11 protein-coding genes and 1 pseudogene are annotated in these 14,019 nt (G+C 60.9%); 2 read left to right on the top strand and 10 right to left on the bottom strand.

The genetic code is table 11. The features are described from left to right. Positions 1-58: 58 nt before the first annotated feature. The 6 genes from ACTG4X_RS35480 to ACTG4X_RS35455 form a co-directional block, all read right to left on the bottom strand. The gene (locus ACTG4X_RS35480; protein WP_097201096.1) at positions 59-2,512 is read right to left on the bottom strand and encodes an efflux RND transporter permease subunit; all 2,454 of its coding nucleotides are present in this window, start codon (positions 2,510-2,512) and stop codon (positions 59-61) included. Between the two features lie 4 nt (positions 2,513-2,516). Next, on the bottom strand, positions 2,517-3,428 hold the full coding sequence (locus ACTG4X_RS35475; protein WP_440534486.1) for a WD40/YVTN/BNR-like repeat-containing protein: 912 nt from the start codon (positions 3,426-3,428) through the stop codon (positions 2,517-2,519). Between the two features lie 303 nt (positions 3,429-3,731). Continuing rightward, positions 3,732-4,286, bottom strand: coding sequence for a hypothetical protein (locus ACTG4X_RS35470; RefSeq protein WP_440534485.1), 555 nt, complete (start codon positions 4,284-4,286; stop codon positions 3,732-3,734). Continuing rightward, the gene (locus ACTG4X_RS35465; RefSeq protein ID WP_143696854.1) at positions 4,283-4,948 is read right to left on the bottom strand and encodes a hypothetical protein; all 666 of its coding nucleotides are present in this window, start codon (positions 4,946-4,948) and stop codon (positions 4,283-4,285) included. The genes ACTG4X_RS35470 and ACTG4X_RS35465 overlap by 4 nt, the downstream gene beginning before the upstream one ends. Positions 4,949-4,999: 51 nt before the next feature. After that, positions 5,000-5,692 (bottom strand): dienelactone hydrolase family protein, encoded by a 693-nt coding sequence (locus tag ACTG4X_RS35460; protein ID WP_097201092.1) that lies wholly within the window; start codon positions 5,690-5,692, stop codon positions 5,000-5,002. A gap of 33 nt (positions 5,693-5,725) precedes the next feature. Next, complete coding sequence (locus tag ACTG4X_RS35455) at positions 5,726-6,994, bottom strand: NAD(P)/FAD-dependent oxidoreductase (RefSeq protein ID WP_440534686.1); 1,269 nt, start codon at positions 6,992-6,994, stop codon at positions 5,726-5,728. Positions 6,995-7,627: 633 nt separating this feature from the next. Between ACTG4X_RS35455 and ACTG4X_RS35450 the strand changes: the two genes are divergently transcribed. Further along, the gene (locus ACTG4X_RS35450; RefSeq protein WP_097201240.1) at positions 7,628-8,386 is read left to right on the top strand and encodes a class II aldolase/adducin family protein; all 759 of its coding nucleotides are present in this window, start codon (positions 7,628-7,630) and stop codon (positions 8,384-8,386) included. 597 nt (positions 8,387-8,983) lie between these two features. Continuing rightward, positions 8,984-9,520 (top strand): MarR family winged helix-turn-helix transcriptional regulator, encoded by a 537-nt coding sequence (locus ACTG4X_RS35445; protein WP_440534484.1) that lies wholly within the window; start codon positions 8,984-8,986, stop codon positions 9,518-9,520. A gap of 6 nt (positions 9,521-9,526) precedes the next feature. Here the strand turns inward: ACTG4X_RS35445 and ACTG4X_RS35440 are convergent. From ACTG4X_RS35440 to ACTG4X_RS35425, 4 genes and pseudogenes are all read right to left on the bottom strand, one after another. After that, positions 9,527-10,290 (bottom strand): annotated as a pseudogene (locus tag ACTG4X_RS35440) (IS5 family transposase). Between the two features lie 277 nt (positions 10,291-10,567). Then, a complete protein-coding gene (locus ACTG4X_RS35435) occupies positions 10,568-10,807 on the bottom strand; it encodes a hypothetical protein (RefSeq protein WP_143696852.1) in 240 nt (79 codons plus the stop codon). An 85-nt stretch (positions 10,808-10,892) separates the two neighbouring features. Beyond that, a complete protein-coding gene (locus tag ACTG4X_RS35430; protein WP_440534483.1) occupies positions 10,893-12,254 on the bottom strand; it encodes a DUF1329 domain-containing protein in 1,362 nt (453 codons plus the stop codon). A 12-nt stretch (positions 12,255-12,266) separates the two neighbouring features. Then, complete coding sequence (locus ACTG4X_RS35425; RefSeq protein ID WP_440534482.1) at positions 12,267-13,931, bottom strand: DUF1302 domain-containing protein; 1,665 nt, start codon at positions 13,929-13,931, stop codon at positions 12,267-12,269. Between the last annotated feature and the right edge of the window lie 88 nt (positions 13,932-14,019).

The following is a 14,019-nucleotide window of genomic DNA, read 5'->3' as shown; positions in this document are numbered from 1 at the left end:
CATCTACTTTTTTCGTTGCACGCGGCAAAGGCCAGGCCCCCGCACGTGCGTTCGCTCGTCAAGCAGGCGAAACGAACGGAACCGCGCGACGATGACCATCACCGTCGCCGGTCGTATCCGCCAAATTCGACGGCATTGCTTGCATGGCACGAGGCGCACGCAAAAGGAAACGCGCCAAGGCCGGCAGCAGGACAAGGGCGCCCACCATGTTCCACAGGAACATGAACGCCAGCAGAGCTCCCATGTCTGCCTGGAACTTGATCGGCGAAAGCAGCCATGTAGCCACACCACCGGCCAAGGTGAAGCCAGTCAAAAGGACGACCTTGCCGGTGAAATGCATCGCCATGGCATAGGCGTCAGTCAGGGATTTACCCCGCCGCATCTCGGCCAGCATGACACTCATGACATAGAGCGAGTAGTCCACCCCAATGCCCACGCCCAGTGCGACCACCGGCAATGTGGCGACCTTCAGGCCGATGTTCAGCCCCACCATCAGGGCCTCACACAGCACCGACGTCAACATCAAAGGCAGCACCGCACAGAGCACGGCTCGCCAGGAGCGGAAAGTAACCAGGCAGAGCAAAACAACGGCGCCGTACACCATGTAGAGCATCTGGCGATTGGCCACGCTGACGACGGCATTGGTGGCCGCCTCAATGCCCGAATTGCCCGCAGCCAGCACGAAGGTCGCGTCGGGTGTCTGGTTCGCATCCGCGAAGGCTTGCGCCTTGCGCGCGACGCTGTCCAGCGAGTCGGCCTTGTGATCCTTGAGATAAGCAATCACTGGCAGCAGGCTGCAGCCCTGATTGAAGTACTCTGGCGGCACCTGCATCAGTACCGAGTTGAGCATGCTTTGATTGGGAAGCAACTCGTACCACTTGCCGTTGCCCTCGTTCAGGCCGAGTAGCATGCGCCGAGAAAGGCTCGCGAGTGATGCGGTGCTGACTACCTCCGGCATCTGGCGGAACTGCCACTCGAGCGCGTCGACGCGCATCAGCGTCTCGTACTGCGCACATTGGGCATCAGCAGTCTTCACCATGACGACGAAGGCATCGCTGCTAGCACCGTAGTGGCTCCCCACGTAGCGGTTATCCGTGTTGTAGCGCGAATCCACCCGCAGCTCTGGTGCCCCTGGGTCGAGGTCACCGACCTTTAGATGAGTGGCCACCGACAGGCCACCCGCGCAGAGTACGGCGCCGCCGATGACGATGATGAGTGCGCCACGAGTCGAAGTCAGCGCGCGCGCGAAGCGGTTCACGCCCGAGCTGGCATCGTCCAGACGACGCCCAGCCTGCAGGCTGCGCTGGGCTGCGCGCCTGCCTACGCCGATGTAGCTCAACAGCACTGGCAACAGGATGAGGTTGGTAAGGATCAAGACCGCGACGCCGATGCTTGCGATCCAGGCCAGCTGACGAATCGACTCGATCTTGATGATGCCCAGTACTGCAAAGCCAACCGCATCGCACAGCAGTGCGGTCAAGCCTGCCAGGAAGAGGCGCCGAAACGTGAACCGGGCCGCGACCAGGCGATCCACTCCGCGGCCGATGTCCTGAATGATCCCGTTCATCTTCTGCGCGCCATGGCTCATGCCAATGGCCAGTACCAAAAAGGGCACTAGAACTGAGTAGGGATCGAGTTCGAAGCCGAACAACGGCAGCAGGCCCAGTTGCCAGACCACGGCCGCCGTCGAACAGATCAGGACCACCGCGGTACTTCGGATGCAGCGGGTGTACCAGTACAACAGAACCGCCGCGATGGCGAGCGCCGCGCCGAAGAACGCGATTACCTGGCTCAACCCGTCGATGAGGTCACCCACCACCTTGGCAAACCCAACGATGTGGATCTTGGTACCCGCCGTTTCGAACTTGGTACGTATCTGCTCCAGCCGCTGCGAAAGCTGGTGATAGTCCAGCGGCTGCTGCGTCTCGGTGTCGAGGGACAAGAGCGGAACCAGCACAGCGCTGGACTTGAAGTCCGAGGCGACGAGCTGGCCTATCTCGCCGGACCTCAGCACATTCGTCCGCACGGCATCCAGGCTGGTCGGCGTACCATCGTACTCATCTGGAATGACACGCCCGCCGTCAAGCCCGTCAGCCGTCACCGATACCCAGCGCGTGTTCGCTGTCCATAAGGACTTCATGCGCGGGCGATCCACTCCGGGCAACAAGAAGAGCTCGTCGTTGATTTTTTGCAGTCGGTCGAGGTACTGGGCGTCGTAGATGGTATTGGGGGCCTCGACGATGATGCGCAGCGTATTGCCAGCCCCCGTGAGTTCGCTTCGATACTTCAGGAAATTCTGGATATAGGGGTGATTCGTGGGCAGCATGTCCTCGTAGTTCGAGTTCAGCCGTAGCCGCGTCGCGGAGAACGCGAGCAACACCGTCAGCAGAACACACAATCCAACTACCCAGGCACGGCCGTTGAAGATCAGACGTTCGATGCGAGACCCGGACCTCGGATCGAATGGGGCCCCGACTGCCGAAGCGGCGACATCTTGCGGATCGGTTGTCATTTCCTCAGTTCACCTTCGTTGGCTGTGATTCCGTCTCAGAAATCGGCAAGGCAATGGCGCCGCGGAAACCAACCGTGAGCACCTGCCCTCCCGCCGATCGCGTGAATGCGTGCAGGGTCCGGGCAGGCGATACGCCCAAGGTACTGAGCCGATCGCTCTGCTCCAGATCGACCTTCATCACCTCTCCCCCCTGCCCGCCCACCAGCAACTGCCGTCCTGCACTTGATTGCAGCGAGACGATCGAGGAATCTGTTCCGGTCTTGATCTGATGCCACGACGCTGCACCATCTATCGAGTCGAGCAGCACGCCGCCCAATCCTCCGACGAAAAGTCGACCTGGAAGTGCAAGCATCGTGAAGAAGCTGGACCCGACGGGCATTGCCACTTTTCTGAAGTCGTTCCCGGCTGCATCGCTGCGCGCAAGGTAACCTTGCTCACCAGCCAAGAATGTCGATTTGCCGTCGGTCGCAATCGCATAGATCGACAGGCCCTTCGGGTTATCGACCTTTGACATCTGCGAGACCCACGTCGCGCCTCCGTTGTCGGTGCGCAGAATCAGGCCATACCCCCCCACAACCCAGCCCCGCTGCGCGTCGATGAACATCACATCGAGCAACGGCTTGTCCGGACCATCCTGCTCGAACTGGTGAGCCGTCTTGGCGACCGACGCTTGCCCGCTGGCGCTTGCTTCTGCACTCAGAAGCGCCGGGATCTGACTCCCGTCCAATTGCTTGGTCCAGGTACTGCCGCCATCGTGCGTTCTCAGCACTACACCGCTGTGTCCGACCACCCAACCCGACTTGGCATCAACGAACTGCACCGCACACAGCGTCACACTTACGGGCACCTTGGCCTGTTGCCAAGTTCGCCCTTGGTCGTCGGACAGGATCACCAGTCCGCGTTCGCCGATGGCCACCAACCGGCCGCCAACACGTGTGACACCCGTCAGAACACTCTGACTCCCCGAAGCGCTGGCAGCCGCAGGCCGGGTCCAAGGTGGCTGAACCGGCTCACAGTTCGCGCCGACGCATGAGACAACCAGCCACAACATGGCTACAGGTTTTCGATAACGCAGCATGGATAGATCGAGGAATGGATTCAATGAAAACCGCGCGCTCCCGCCCTGTGTGGCCGGTATATTGGATGGCATCGCGAACAACCGAGCCAGGGTGGCGCCAACGACTGCAGTTGCAGGCACCTCCAATGCGCGCGGCGGGAGTCAGGCCAGGGTTCCGGCGATGTCCGCCCAACGGAAGGGGGACAGATCCAGCGGTGAATGCTCATGCCCGCAGGACTTGCATATCCGGCGCTCGCTCGTGCCGTTGAAGCGCTCGGCTCCGGCCAAATAGCCCGCCTGGGGCACTTGCTTGGCGGTGTCCCACGTGTAGCGATCAATTTCGTGATCGCAGTTCCCGCAGTACCAGGCCACAGCCTCCAAGCCCGCCTCGCGCGCCTTGTAGCGTATGTGCACTCCGGGTTCGATGGCTGTAATGCGGTGCGGCATCCCTGCAGGCACGTACACGTGGTCGCCCGGCAGCAGGTCGTAATAACGAACGGAGGCATCATGGAAATGCACACGCGCCTTGCCCGTCAGCGCAGCGATCGTGCAGTCTTTCTGGCAGACCAGGAAGAAAGGCTGGTCCACGCCGTTTCGGCTGATGTGCAACTGAGGATCCACGTCCTCCTTCAACACGGGATACTCATCGAAGTTAGAGAACTTCGATTTGTCTTTGATGAGATTCAGCGCGTTCTTCCGGCGGATATCGATCTTCATACTTTGCTCACTTCTTCTAGGACTGCGCGCGCATCGTTCACGACGCCGGTGTTGAACATGTAGCGGTCCCATCCCCAGATGAACAGCGGAAATGGATCATGAAGATGGCCGCAAGACTTGCAGGTGCGGTTCTCCTCGCTCTGGTTGTACTTCTGAGCCGTCAAGAAAGAGCCCAGGATCGTCGGCAGCGGCGGATAGGGCGCCTCTGCGCCTTGCTGAGCCACGATGCCGTCGTAGTCGAGAGAAACGAGCTCCGTGCCGCACTTCTCGCACATGAAGCCCATCGTCTCGGGCTGTGGTCCTTCTTCGACCTGGCGTTGCGTGATAGTCATGACGGTGAAGAATTCGCCGTGCGATCCCCAGCCACCCACGCCATGCTTCTTTGCTCCAACGAAAACATCGCCGGTGCGCATATCGCCAGATGATCCGAAGACGACAGCGACCTCATCCACATGATTGGTATGGTGGAAATAGCCGATGCTCGGGGAACCGGGACCGCCTCGGAACGAGGATGTGCAGGGAACAATGGAGCCCGGGTCGTCATAGGGAAACATCGGATTGAGCTGGCTGCCGGCAGCACGAGCCGCAAAGAATGCGTTCGCCTTCAACGGCTCCCTTCCGGACGGCGGTGGGATAGTTAGCGGGTCAGTTGCAGTTGTCATGATCACCTCGTTGTAAAGCCGCAAGCAGCGGCGCCTAGGAATAGAGCTGGATCAACCCAAGTGCTCTTTCAGAAAATCCAGCGTCCGGCGGTCCGCGGTTACGGCTGCCGCCTCTACATAGCTGCTCGCTCCCAGACGAGCGAAAGCGTGCCCGACGCCGACATGGATGTACACCTGAGCAGACCTTGCATCTTTGAGAAACTGCACAACCTGCTGCTGCACCTCCGGCGGGTTCAGAGGATCAGAGTGCCCCAGGTGCATGAGCAGCGGGCCGGTTGGAAACGACGCCTTCGCCAGGGCCGGCACCATGTTCACGCCGTAGTAGACGACAGCCGCATCGACGTTGCCGTGCAGCCAGCACAGGAGCGACATGCGTCCACCCAGGCAATAGCCCACGACAGCGACTTTGCGATGCTCGGCGCGCAGCTTGCGGAGGATGCGCTGCAGGTCATCCATGTTTCGCTCACCATCGCGCACATAGCCATCCATCAGCGCCGTCGCCTCGACACGCGACTCGGGCAGATCAGGATTCAGGTCCGCGCCGGGACGCTGCCGCCAGAACAGGTCCGGTGCCACCGCGTGGTAGCCCTGCTCCGCAAGGCGGTCCACGGTGCGCCGGATGTTGTCGTTGACGCCGAAGATTTCCTGCAGAACGAGGACTACCGGCGCATCCGGTTCGCGTCCCTTGCGCTCGTACGCGCCAATGGTCCCATCGGGGAAGGTCATCAAGGTAGACAGATTCATATGGACTCCGAGAAACAGGTCGCTGGCGGCCGGTTAGGCGCCTGCAGGATCGAACTGAGGCCGCAATGCCGCACGCAGTGCGATGCCCGAGTCGGAAAGACGCTCTGCATCGACCAGCGCGGCGCTGGGCAGTTCGCGCTTGAGCAGCGCCATGCTCCGCCCCTCGTTCACCGTCACGGCGCCGACAAGCCGGTCTCCGCGCATCTGGAAGACAGTGAAGGCATTCGGGTCTTGGCCTACCCGAACGACGCAGCGATCAGCTAGTTCGCCGTGCCCGAGCACCTGGATGTTCCAGTCGAACATGTCGGACCAGACCCAAGGGAGGTCAACATGCGGCGGCACCTGGCCGGCCATGGCGCGGCCCACGGCGCGACCCTGCTGCAACGCGGGCTCCCACGCCTCGGTCCGGCAGAAATACTCCGGTCGCCACGGCAACCCGGCCCGTCGGCGCGCCACATCCCCAGCCGCAAAGCAGTTCGGGTCAGATGTCCGCCCTTCGACATCGCTCACGATGCCGTCTTCCACCTGCAATCCGGCTTTGAGCGCCAGCATGTCGTTCGGCACCGCACCGATGCCAACGACCACGGCGTCAGCCTCCAGGCACCGGCCATCGGTCAGCTCAACGGCGCGCACTTTCTCGTCACCACGCAAGGCTGCAACACCGCAACGAAGCAGCACGCGCACGCCTTCGGCTTCAAACTTCCTCAACACAGCCTCCGAAACCGCTTCGGGCACCGCGCGGCCGAGCAGGCGCGGCCCCATCTCGGCAACGATGACGTCGCATCCCAACCTGGACGCGGTCGCAGCCACTTCCAAGCCGATGAAGCCCCCGCCGATCACGACAACACGACGTGCCGGCACCTCGCCCGTCAAAGCGCCCGCGATGGCCACCGCATCCGCAAAGGTGCGCAGCGTGCGCACGCCATCCAGCTCAGCCCCCGCCAGGGCCAGACGCCGCGCCGAAGCGCCGGTCGCAAAGAGCAGCTTGCCGTAGCCCATTCGCTCGCCCGACGACAGGGCAATGCTGCGCGATGCGGCATCCACATGTTCAGCGCAAACCCCCAGATGCAACGCAACGGCGGCTGCCTCGAACGCCTGTCGCCCCCCAAACAACGACAGAGGGCCTTGTCGCAGGCTCGCCTGCTGGAGCACCGCCTTCGACAGAGGGGGGCGTTCGTAGGGCAAGTGCAGCTCGCTCCCAATCAACGCGACCGTAGCCCCCGAAGCCACAGATGCGAGCTCCAATGCAGCGGCCCCGCCTGCAGGGCCGCCCCCCAAAACAACAAAATCATAGGTTCGCATCATTCACCTCACTCGACTCACTCGTGCTCAAAGCCATCAGGACCGTCGGGGACGCTGCAACTACTCGCGCGGACCAAGAGCCAGCGGGAAACCAAGCGTCCAACGCACCACAACACATCAAGCGACTCCATTTCCGACTGCCCATTTCGTTCGCGTCCTCGGCAACGCCTCGTGCAAGCCCTCGACCTGTCGAGCGGCTCCTGCATTGACACAAGCCACTCAGGTACAGCAGCCACCTCGAAGGTCGCCCCCCAACTTCCGGCGATCGTCAACCGCGCTCCGGCGAGACAAAGAATTCGACCTGACCGGAAGCGCCAAAACCAGTGACTTGTCATTCATTTTTTGACAAGCACTTGTCGTTCTTGGAATGTATTCGCGAAGGCGACATGGATGGCACTGGTGATTTCCCTTATCGCTAGGTTTTCTCGTGAACTCCCAACTAGAAAATAGCCAAACAGCTCGCTCCGAAGACCGCATAGAACGCCACTTATCGCTAACCGGAACGACGCACACTCGACAAGTACTTGACATGTAAATGGGATAACACATAGCATCTACTTGCACCCACCTCCCCAACTGCCGGCGACAGGCCCGGCAATCCGTCCCACCAGCTGACAACCTCTGATGACCACAATGTCGATCACCCCCCAGTCCTTGCCGGGCTCGCGCGCCGCATTCGTCGAAGACCTGGTCACGGCCAACCACATCCTCTTTGACCAAAACGTTGTCGATGCCTTCGGCCATGTCAGCGTGCGCGATCCCGTGAATCCGCAGCAGTTCCTCCTGGCACGAAACATCGCCCCTGCGCAAGTCACCGAGGCGGATATCCTGCTGTTCGATCTCGAGGGCCACCCGGTTTCGCCCACGAGTGCGCGCCTGTACCTGGAGCGGTTCATTCACAGCGAGATCTATCGCCGCTGGCCCGAAATCAACGCAGTGGTTCACAGTCATTCGCCGACAGTGGTCTCTTTCAGCATCCTGAAGAACGTTCCGCTACGCGCGACGATGCACATGGCAGGATTCGTTGGCACGAAAGTGCCCATCTTTGACATGCGCGAGGTTCGCGGGGATGGAACGGACTTGCTCATTCGCGACGCAGAACTCGGGCGACACTTAGCCGAGCATTTCAAGCAGGACAAGCTTGTCCTGATGCGTGGTCACGGCTCCACGGTGGTCGCCGACACCTTGCATCGAGCCGTCTATCGGGCAATCTATGCCGAGACGAATGCGCGCTGCCTGAAGGAAGCGATGCTCATGGGTGAGGTTTCCGCTCTGTCCGCGGCGGAATGTTCTGGCGCGGCAGCGGTTGAAGCCGAGGTACAGCGGCCCTGGGCCTTCTGGAAGGAACAAGCGCAGCAAAGGCGCCCCCTGCCTCCTGCGCCGAGCGCATGACCGAGTTGGCACTGCGGCTGAGTTGCGCCATCCGCCGCGGCGGCGTTTCTCCAGGGTCGCGCCTTCAGCGTCGAACTGATGCGCTCAATCAGCTTGCCGCAGTCGTTTCATTCGCGCCCGTCAACCAGCGCCTTTGTCTACGCGGAGCCGCCTGACCCCGGGAATCAAACGCGTGGACTTCGAGCACGGTCTGCATGCTGGCGCGCTCTCGACGACACCCACTTCAGGTCTGCCGAAGAACACGCGTGGCCCCCACCTCAAGGAAGCAACGCACGCAAGGCCCACGGAGGCCGACCTTCGTCACCCGCGCGTCTTAGCCTCTCATTCGTGTGCGCCACGTACTCAGTGGTGGACGACCCCATTCTCCGTGGCTGCTGTGTGTGCCCACATACAATGGATCGCCGCCTTCTGGCCGAAGTATCGCCCCATCGAGGTTGCTGGTTCGTTAGCCCTTTCTCGCAATCGCCGCAGCACCGATCACTGGCATTTGCAGCTGCCGGGCCTACAAGTCACCGTCCTCTATGGCCTGCATGGCTCGTCGGCTTTCATCTGATATGCCGCAGGCACAGCCGTCTCGCCACAAAGTAGTATCAATCCATGAGAGCAAAGAGAACAAGATCTCCTCGTCGAACAGAATCCGGCGAGGCACTGACCGACCTCATCCTGACGATCTTCAAATCCAACGTCGACCTGGTCGATGCCGCACCGCTGATCGCGCGCGATCCGTCGATGACGGCCATGCGGTGGCAGATCCTGAACGCACTGAAGGCAGAGGACAAGACAGCGGCCCAGTTGGGACGCGAGATGGGCATCTCGCGACAAGGCGCGCTGCTTAGCGTACAGTCCCTTGAAGATCAGGGTTACGTCTCCTTGAACGACAACGCCGAGGACCAACGCACGAAGAATGTCGCCCTCACGTCGGCAGGCCTCGAGAAGCTCAACGAAGTAAACAGCTACCAGTCCGCATGGGTCAATCAGTTAGCGACTCACTTTGACAAGAAGCAGCTGGACATTGCCGTTGACGTGGTCGGCAAGTTGCGACTACTCACACTCACCTCCGTCAGCGTCGTGAACGAACGCGCATCCCGTAGCACACGCAACAAGGCAAGCGACTCGAGGGACCGCGACATCTAGGGCCTGTTAACACAACCGCAAGCCATCAGCGATGAGGGCGAAGCTGATGAAGGCGGTGAACATGACGTCGAGCTTCTCGAACCGGGAGAAGATGCGCCGATAGCCCTTGAGCCGACGGAACAAGCGTTCGACTTCATTGCGGCGCTTGTACATGGCGCGGTCGTATTCCCACGGCTCGACGCGGGTGCGCAGTGGCGGGACGACAGGTATAAAGCCGAGGTCAAGCGCAAGCTGTCGAGTCTCGTTGCCTTCATAGGCGCGATCCATGAGCAGATGCAGCTGCCGATTCGGCGCGCCCAAGCGCCTGAGCAACTCGCGACCTTCGGGTGCATCGTGCGCCTGGCCCGGCGACAACGAGAACGTTACGGCCGTGCGCGCGTCCGCGGCGAGAAGGTGGATCTTGGTGTTCCATCCGCTGCGGGACTTGCCGATAGCTTGCGGACCGTTTTTTTTCCAGCGCCTGTGGCATCGGGATGCACCTTGACGCTGGTGCTGTCCAACGACACGGCTTCGATCTTGATCTGCACCACTTGCGCGAGCTGTAGCTGCGCGAAGGCTCTGTCCAGGACGCCAGACTTGGCCTAGCGATTCATGCGCGTGTAGATGGTGTGCCAGTTGCCGAACCGCTTGGGCAGGCCTCGCCACTTGCACCCATGCTCGGCGACGTACAAGATGGCATTGAGTACCTGCAAGTTCGACAAGCTGACATTGCCTCGCTGAGTCGGCAAGCAGTCCTCGATCTGCTCAAACTGCGCTCGTGTGATCTCCATGCCACCAATGTCGCTCGAACACGCGATGCGCGCAATTAGTGTTAACAGGCCCTAGTCCACTTAGGTCTGACCGGCCGTATCGGCGACCTTCGCCCAGAGATTCGTGGCATCGGCGCCCGCCCCTTCGCGATGGAACTGCAGTGCCGTAGCCCAATGTCCATCGGAGCTTCGACCGCGCGAAGCTCATCCGTTCCAGCACAGACCCATCGGACACTGCGCGCATCTTCAGCGACATGCACGACATCGGCAAAACGTGACCCGGGTTGTCCGCGACTGCCTAGAGATCGACATTGGAACCCCGAGGATTCGCCTGATCGGTGCCGTGCAGCGCCTGCAGAATGCCCGAGCGTGTCGGAGTGCCGGCACGGCGACCCGGTGCCTCGGCGAGGACCAATGCCGCCAGACATCCTTTCGCTTTCAGGCGATTCGCCGGCCACGCATTTGACACCTGGACCTCTTGGAACATGGAAATCGCGGCATGCCGCCTGTCGCACGGCGACAGGACGACCCTGCTCATCGCGCAGTCGCGTATATCAACTGCAGGCCAAACCTGCCGAACTACGGCTCATGCCGTCGCTCACCGCAATCTCCCTCACGTCGTATCAACGCACGCCGTCAAGCATCAGCGCATCGCCAGTGAAATCCGAATCCGGCCATGGCTTAGCGGGGAGATCGATGGTGTAGGACGCCTGGTTCGCCATGTTGATGATCACCCAGTCACCCGTTTGCAGGTTCGTTGCGACGAACGGCCCCGTCACTACGCCGGGAAGGTCAGGAGCGACGTAGTTCATCATCACGAACGTCTTCCACAGCTTGCCGCTGGCATCCCACCCGTCAGACAGTTGCGCCGTCCATGTGTCCTCGTCCAGATAGAAGCGCCGCTTGGGCATCACATGCCGCTTGCCCGCCCCCACGCTGGCGTCCACAACCCAGACACGGTGCAGTTCCCAGCGCACGTTGTTCGGATTGGCAAAGTTGGACATCAAGACATCCTCATCCTTTGCTGGCAGGCTGAACCCGTTGTTGTTGTAAGGGATAAAGACTTCCTTCTTTCCGGCGAGTGTCCAGTCGTAGCGGTCCAGAGCACCCCGGAACACATAGAACTCGTCGTTGTTCGAGACTCCGGAAACGATCGGTGCGGGCGTGTCGTACGATGAAACGGGGAGTTTGCGGACCCGGCGCTGGCCGGTCAGGTACAGCCACAGGCTCGAGGGCGTCTTGAGGTCCAGCGAATCGCGCGAAGCGATGGCCTGGCCGGCCATCTGCGGTGGCCCCAGCGCCTTCATGTGAAGGATGTCGTACTCGTCGCGGTAGTCGCTCTTCGGGCCGTCTTTCATGTAGTACGGCGACTGCGCTCTGAGGATCGCGTCCGTGACCAAGTAGCGCTTGCCGTCCGAGGACGTCACATATGCTCGATTCGGGAACTGGGCCGAAGTGCCCCGCCACCGCAGGAGGTGGTTCCACATGGCCTCCGCCCCGCTCTTGGCGATGGGGAACGGGATGCCCCCGTAAGCGCCCTTGACGCTGCTGCCCTCCTCCGTCAGCGTGGCATTTTTCGCGTTCTTCAGCGTATTGTCGTAAACCCACTGCGGCGCCGCAGCCGTGCGGTGCGTCGGATACACGTCCATGCGGTAGTCGGGAAACTTCTTGAACAGCGCGATCTGGCCATCGGTGAGCTTGTCTTCGTACTTGGCGTAGTTCTGCACCGTGATCGAAAAGAGCGGCTTCTCCGACGCGAAGATATCGGCGCGCTTGGCGTTGCCCTTTAGGCCAGCGGGTACTTTCGTCTCGCCACCAGTCCATGCCGGAATCGTGCCTTCCTTGTTCCCGGACTTTTCGGCACCAAACGGTGTCAGCGTCGTGCCGAGCTTGGCGACCTCGTCCGCCGATGCCGCTGCCAATGCCGTATTCGCGCCGGCGCTGACTGCAACCAGCGCCGCGATCAGTGCATATCTCTTAATCATGCCGATATCTCCTTAGAAGGTGCGTGACACGGACAGCGCCACGAAATTCCGGTCCTTCAGCGATTGCTTGAAGGTGTATGTACTCGAAGCCTGCCCCTGAGTGGCGGGCGCCGCCTTCCCCAGGTAATGGGTGTAGGTGAGCGAGAAATTCCAGAGCTGCTGGTAGGTTCCGGAGATGCCAATGCTCAGGTCACCGCCATGCGTCGCGCCACCATTGAAGGTATTGATGACAGATGATCGACCGTACGGGTTGTAGCCAATCCCGATCGGAACATTCAGATCCAGCCCCGGCAGGACCTGGTAGTACGACGGGGAGAAGACCGCTCGCATTGCGAACGCGTTCTTTGTCGCGCCCGGGTCAATCTTGTTTGCGTTCTTCTGAGCTGCCAACAGTGAGTTGAATGCGATCTCACCGGTGAAGGTCCCGCCATCCCAGAAAGACGTCCTTGGCAATGTCCCGATCGCCGAGGCATTCCAGTGCAACGTATTGCCCAGCGGATACTGGGGGTTCTTGCCGTTGTCCGAGAGTTGCCCCGGGAACACCGCCACTGCGCCCGCCGCTGCGACCAGCGGCTGGTTATGACGGAACGACAGTTCCGTCGCGATGTTCAGATCCCCGACATTGACGGAGTAACTTGTGCCGAGTGTCTGAACGCGGTTCGGATACAACAGGTTGTATGTGCCGCCCAGGGGGTAGAGCATCACGTATGGCGTCTTCGCGTTGAACTGTGCCGCATAGAAGCCAATCTCGCCCTCGGTCCACCCTGGTCGCCAGCGCAGTTGAACACCACCTTGCCCGCTGTTCTTCGCCTTCTGATCCGAGGTGCGAGCGTAGGGATCATGGCCGGGCCCCGTCTGAATCTGCTCAGCCCCCTTTTGCAGCATGTCCGCATTGGAGAAGTAACTGCCAGCAGGAGGAAGACGGTCCGCTTCCCAATGAAACTGATAGTAGGCGCCTAGACTGAGGCGAGAATTCAGTTGCGCTTGCAACGAGATCTGCGGTTGCGGCAGCACAATCTCCTTGAATTGAGTATTGGGCACGCTCAGCAGTTTGTAGACATCGATCGGAGATTGCGCGCCAGCAATGCCGTTCCCGCCGAAGTACAAGGTCTCGCCGTAGAGCACTGAGTGCTGGCCCAGACGAACGGTGTAGCGCATGTCATCGACGGTGCCCTTGATGTAGCCGAAGGCATCAAGCAACTGGACATCTCGGCCGGCCTGGTTCCTCGTGTCTCTGACGAACTGGTTGTACGGAACCGAGACATGGTTCACCGTGTGCGGCGAATCGTTGTCATTCCTTCGGTTGTAGATCGAGTCGTACCATCCCGCCCCGCTCAAGCGAAACCCCACCCCCCGATACGCGACGTCCAGTTCGGAAAGAATGTCCACTCGACTCGAGATCAACCCTCTGCCAAAGTTGCGATCGCCGTCGTCGAGATTCGGGTTCCCGATCAGCACGGCGGAGGGTTTCTTCACCCGAAACGCACTGCTGTATTTGAGCGTATTGTCCCAGCGGACCGAGAGGTCCGGGTCGTCGGTGTCGAATTGAACGGCCTGCGCAGTGCCGCCGCTCATCACGACGAAGACTGCTCCGGCGATGCGGGCACGACGGCCTCTAAAGTCCTTGCGGCGGACAGGCGGATGGCCTCTCCGTGCTTCCACCATGTCGATACTCATGCTGTCTCCTTCAGATTTTTGTACTTGCTGCTAGTTGCGCCCCCGCTCACCGGCGCCGACCCCGGCTCGGGTAGATCGGTTCTCAGTG

It is taken from the genome of Variovorax sp. YR566 (assembly GCF_051992195.1).
GTDB lineage: Bacteria > Pseudomonadota > Gammaproteobacteria > Burkholderiales > Burkholderiaceae_C > Variovorax.
This window is presented reverse-complemented; position numbering and strand designations above follow the sequence as displayed.

Coding starts and splice junctions, on each gene's coding strand:
- ACTG4X_RS35450 (WP_097201240.1), top strand. CDS start 7,628: ATGTCGATCACCCCCCAGTCCTTGCCGGGCTCGCGCGCCGCATTCGTC.
- ACTG4X_RS35445 (WP_440534484.1), top strand. CDS start 8,984: ATGAGAGCAAAGAGAACAAGATCTCCTCGTCGAACAGAATCCGGCGAG.
- ACTG4X_RS35480 (WP_097201096.1), bottom strand. CDS start 2,512: ATGACAACCGATCCGCAAGATGTCGCCGCTTCGGCAGTCGGGGCCCCA.
- ACTG4X_RS35430 (WP_440534483.1), bottom strand. CDS start 12,254: ATGATTAAGAGATATGCACTGATCGCGGCGCTGGTTGCAGTCAGCGCC.
- ACTG4X_RS35465 (WP_143696854.1), bottom strand. CDS start 4,948: ATGACAACTGCAACTGACCCGCTAACTATCCCACCGCCGTCCGGAAGG.
- ACTG4X_RS35455 (WP_440534686.1), bottom strand. CDS start 6,994: ATGCGAACCTATGATTTTGTTGTTTTGGGGGGCGGCCCTGCAGGCGGG.
- ACTG4X_RS35460 (WP_097201092.1), bottom strand. CDS start 5,692: ATGAATCTGTCTACCTTGATGACCTTCCCCGATGGGACCATTGGCGCG.
- ACTG4X_RS35470 (WP_440534485.1), bottom strand. CDS start 4,286: ATGAAGATCGATATCCGCCGGAAGAACGCGCTGAATCTCATCAAAGAC.
- ACTG4X_RS35425 (WP_440534482.1), bottom strand. CDS start 13,931: ATGAGTATCGACATGGTGGAAGCACGGAGAGGCCATCCGCCTGTCCGC.
- ACTG4X_RS35435 (WP_143696852.1), bottom strand. CDS start 10,807: ATGAGCAGGGTCGTCCTGTCGCCGTGCGACAGGCGGCATGCCGCGATT.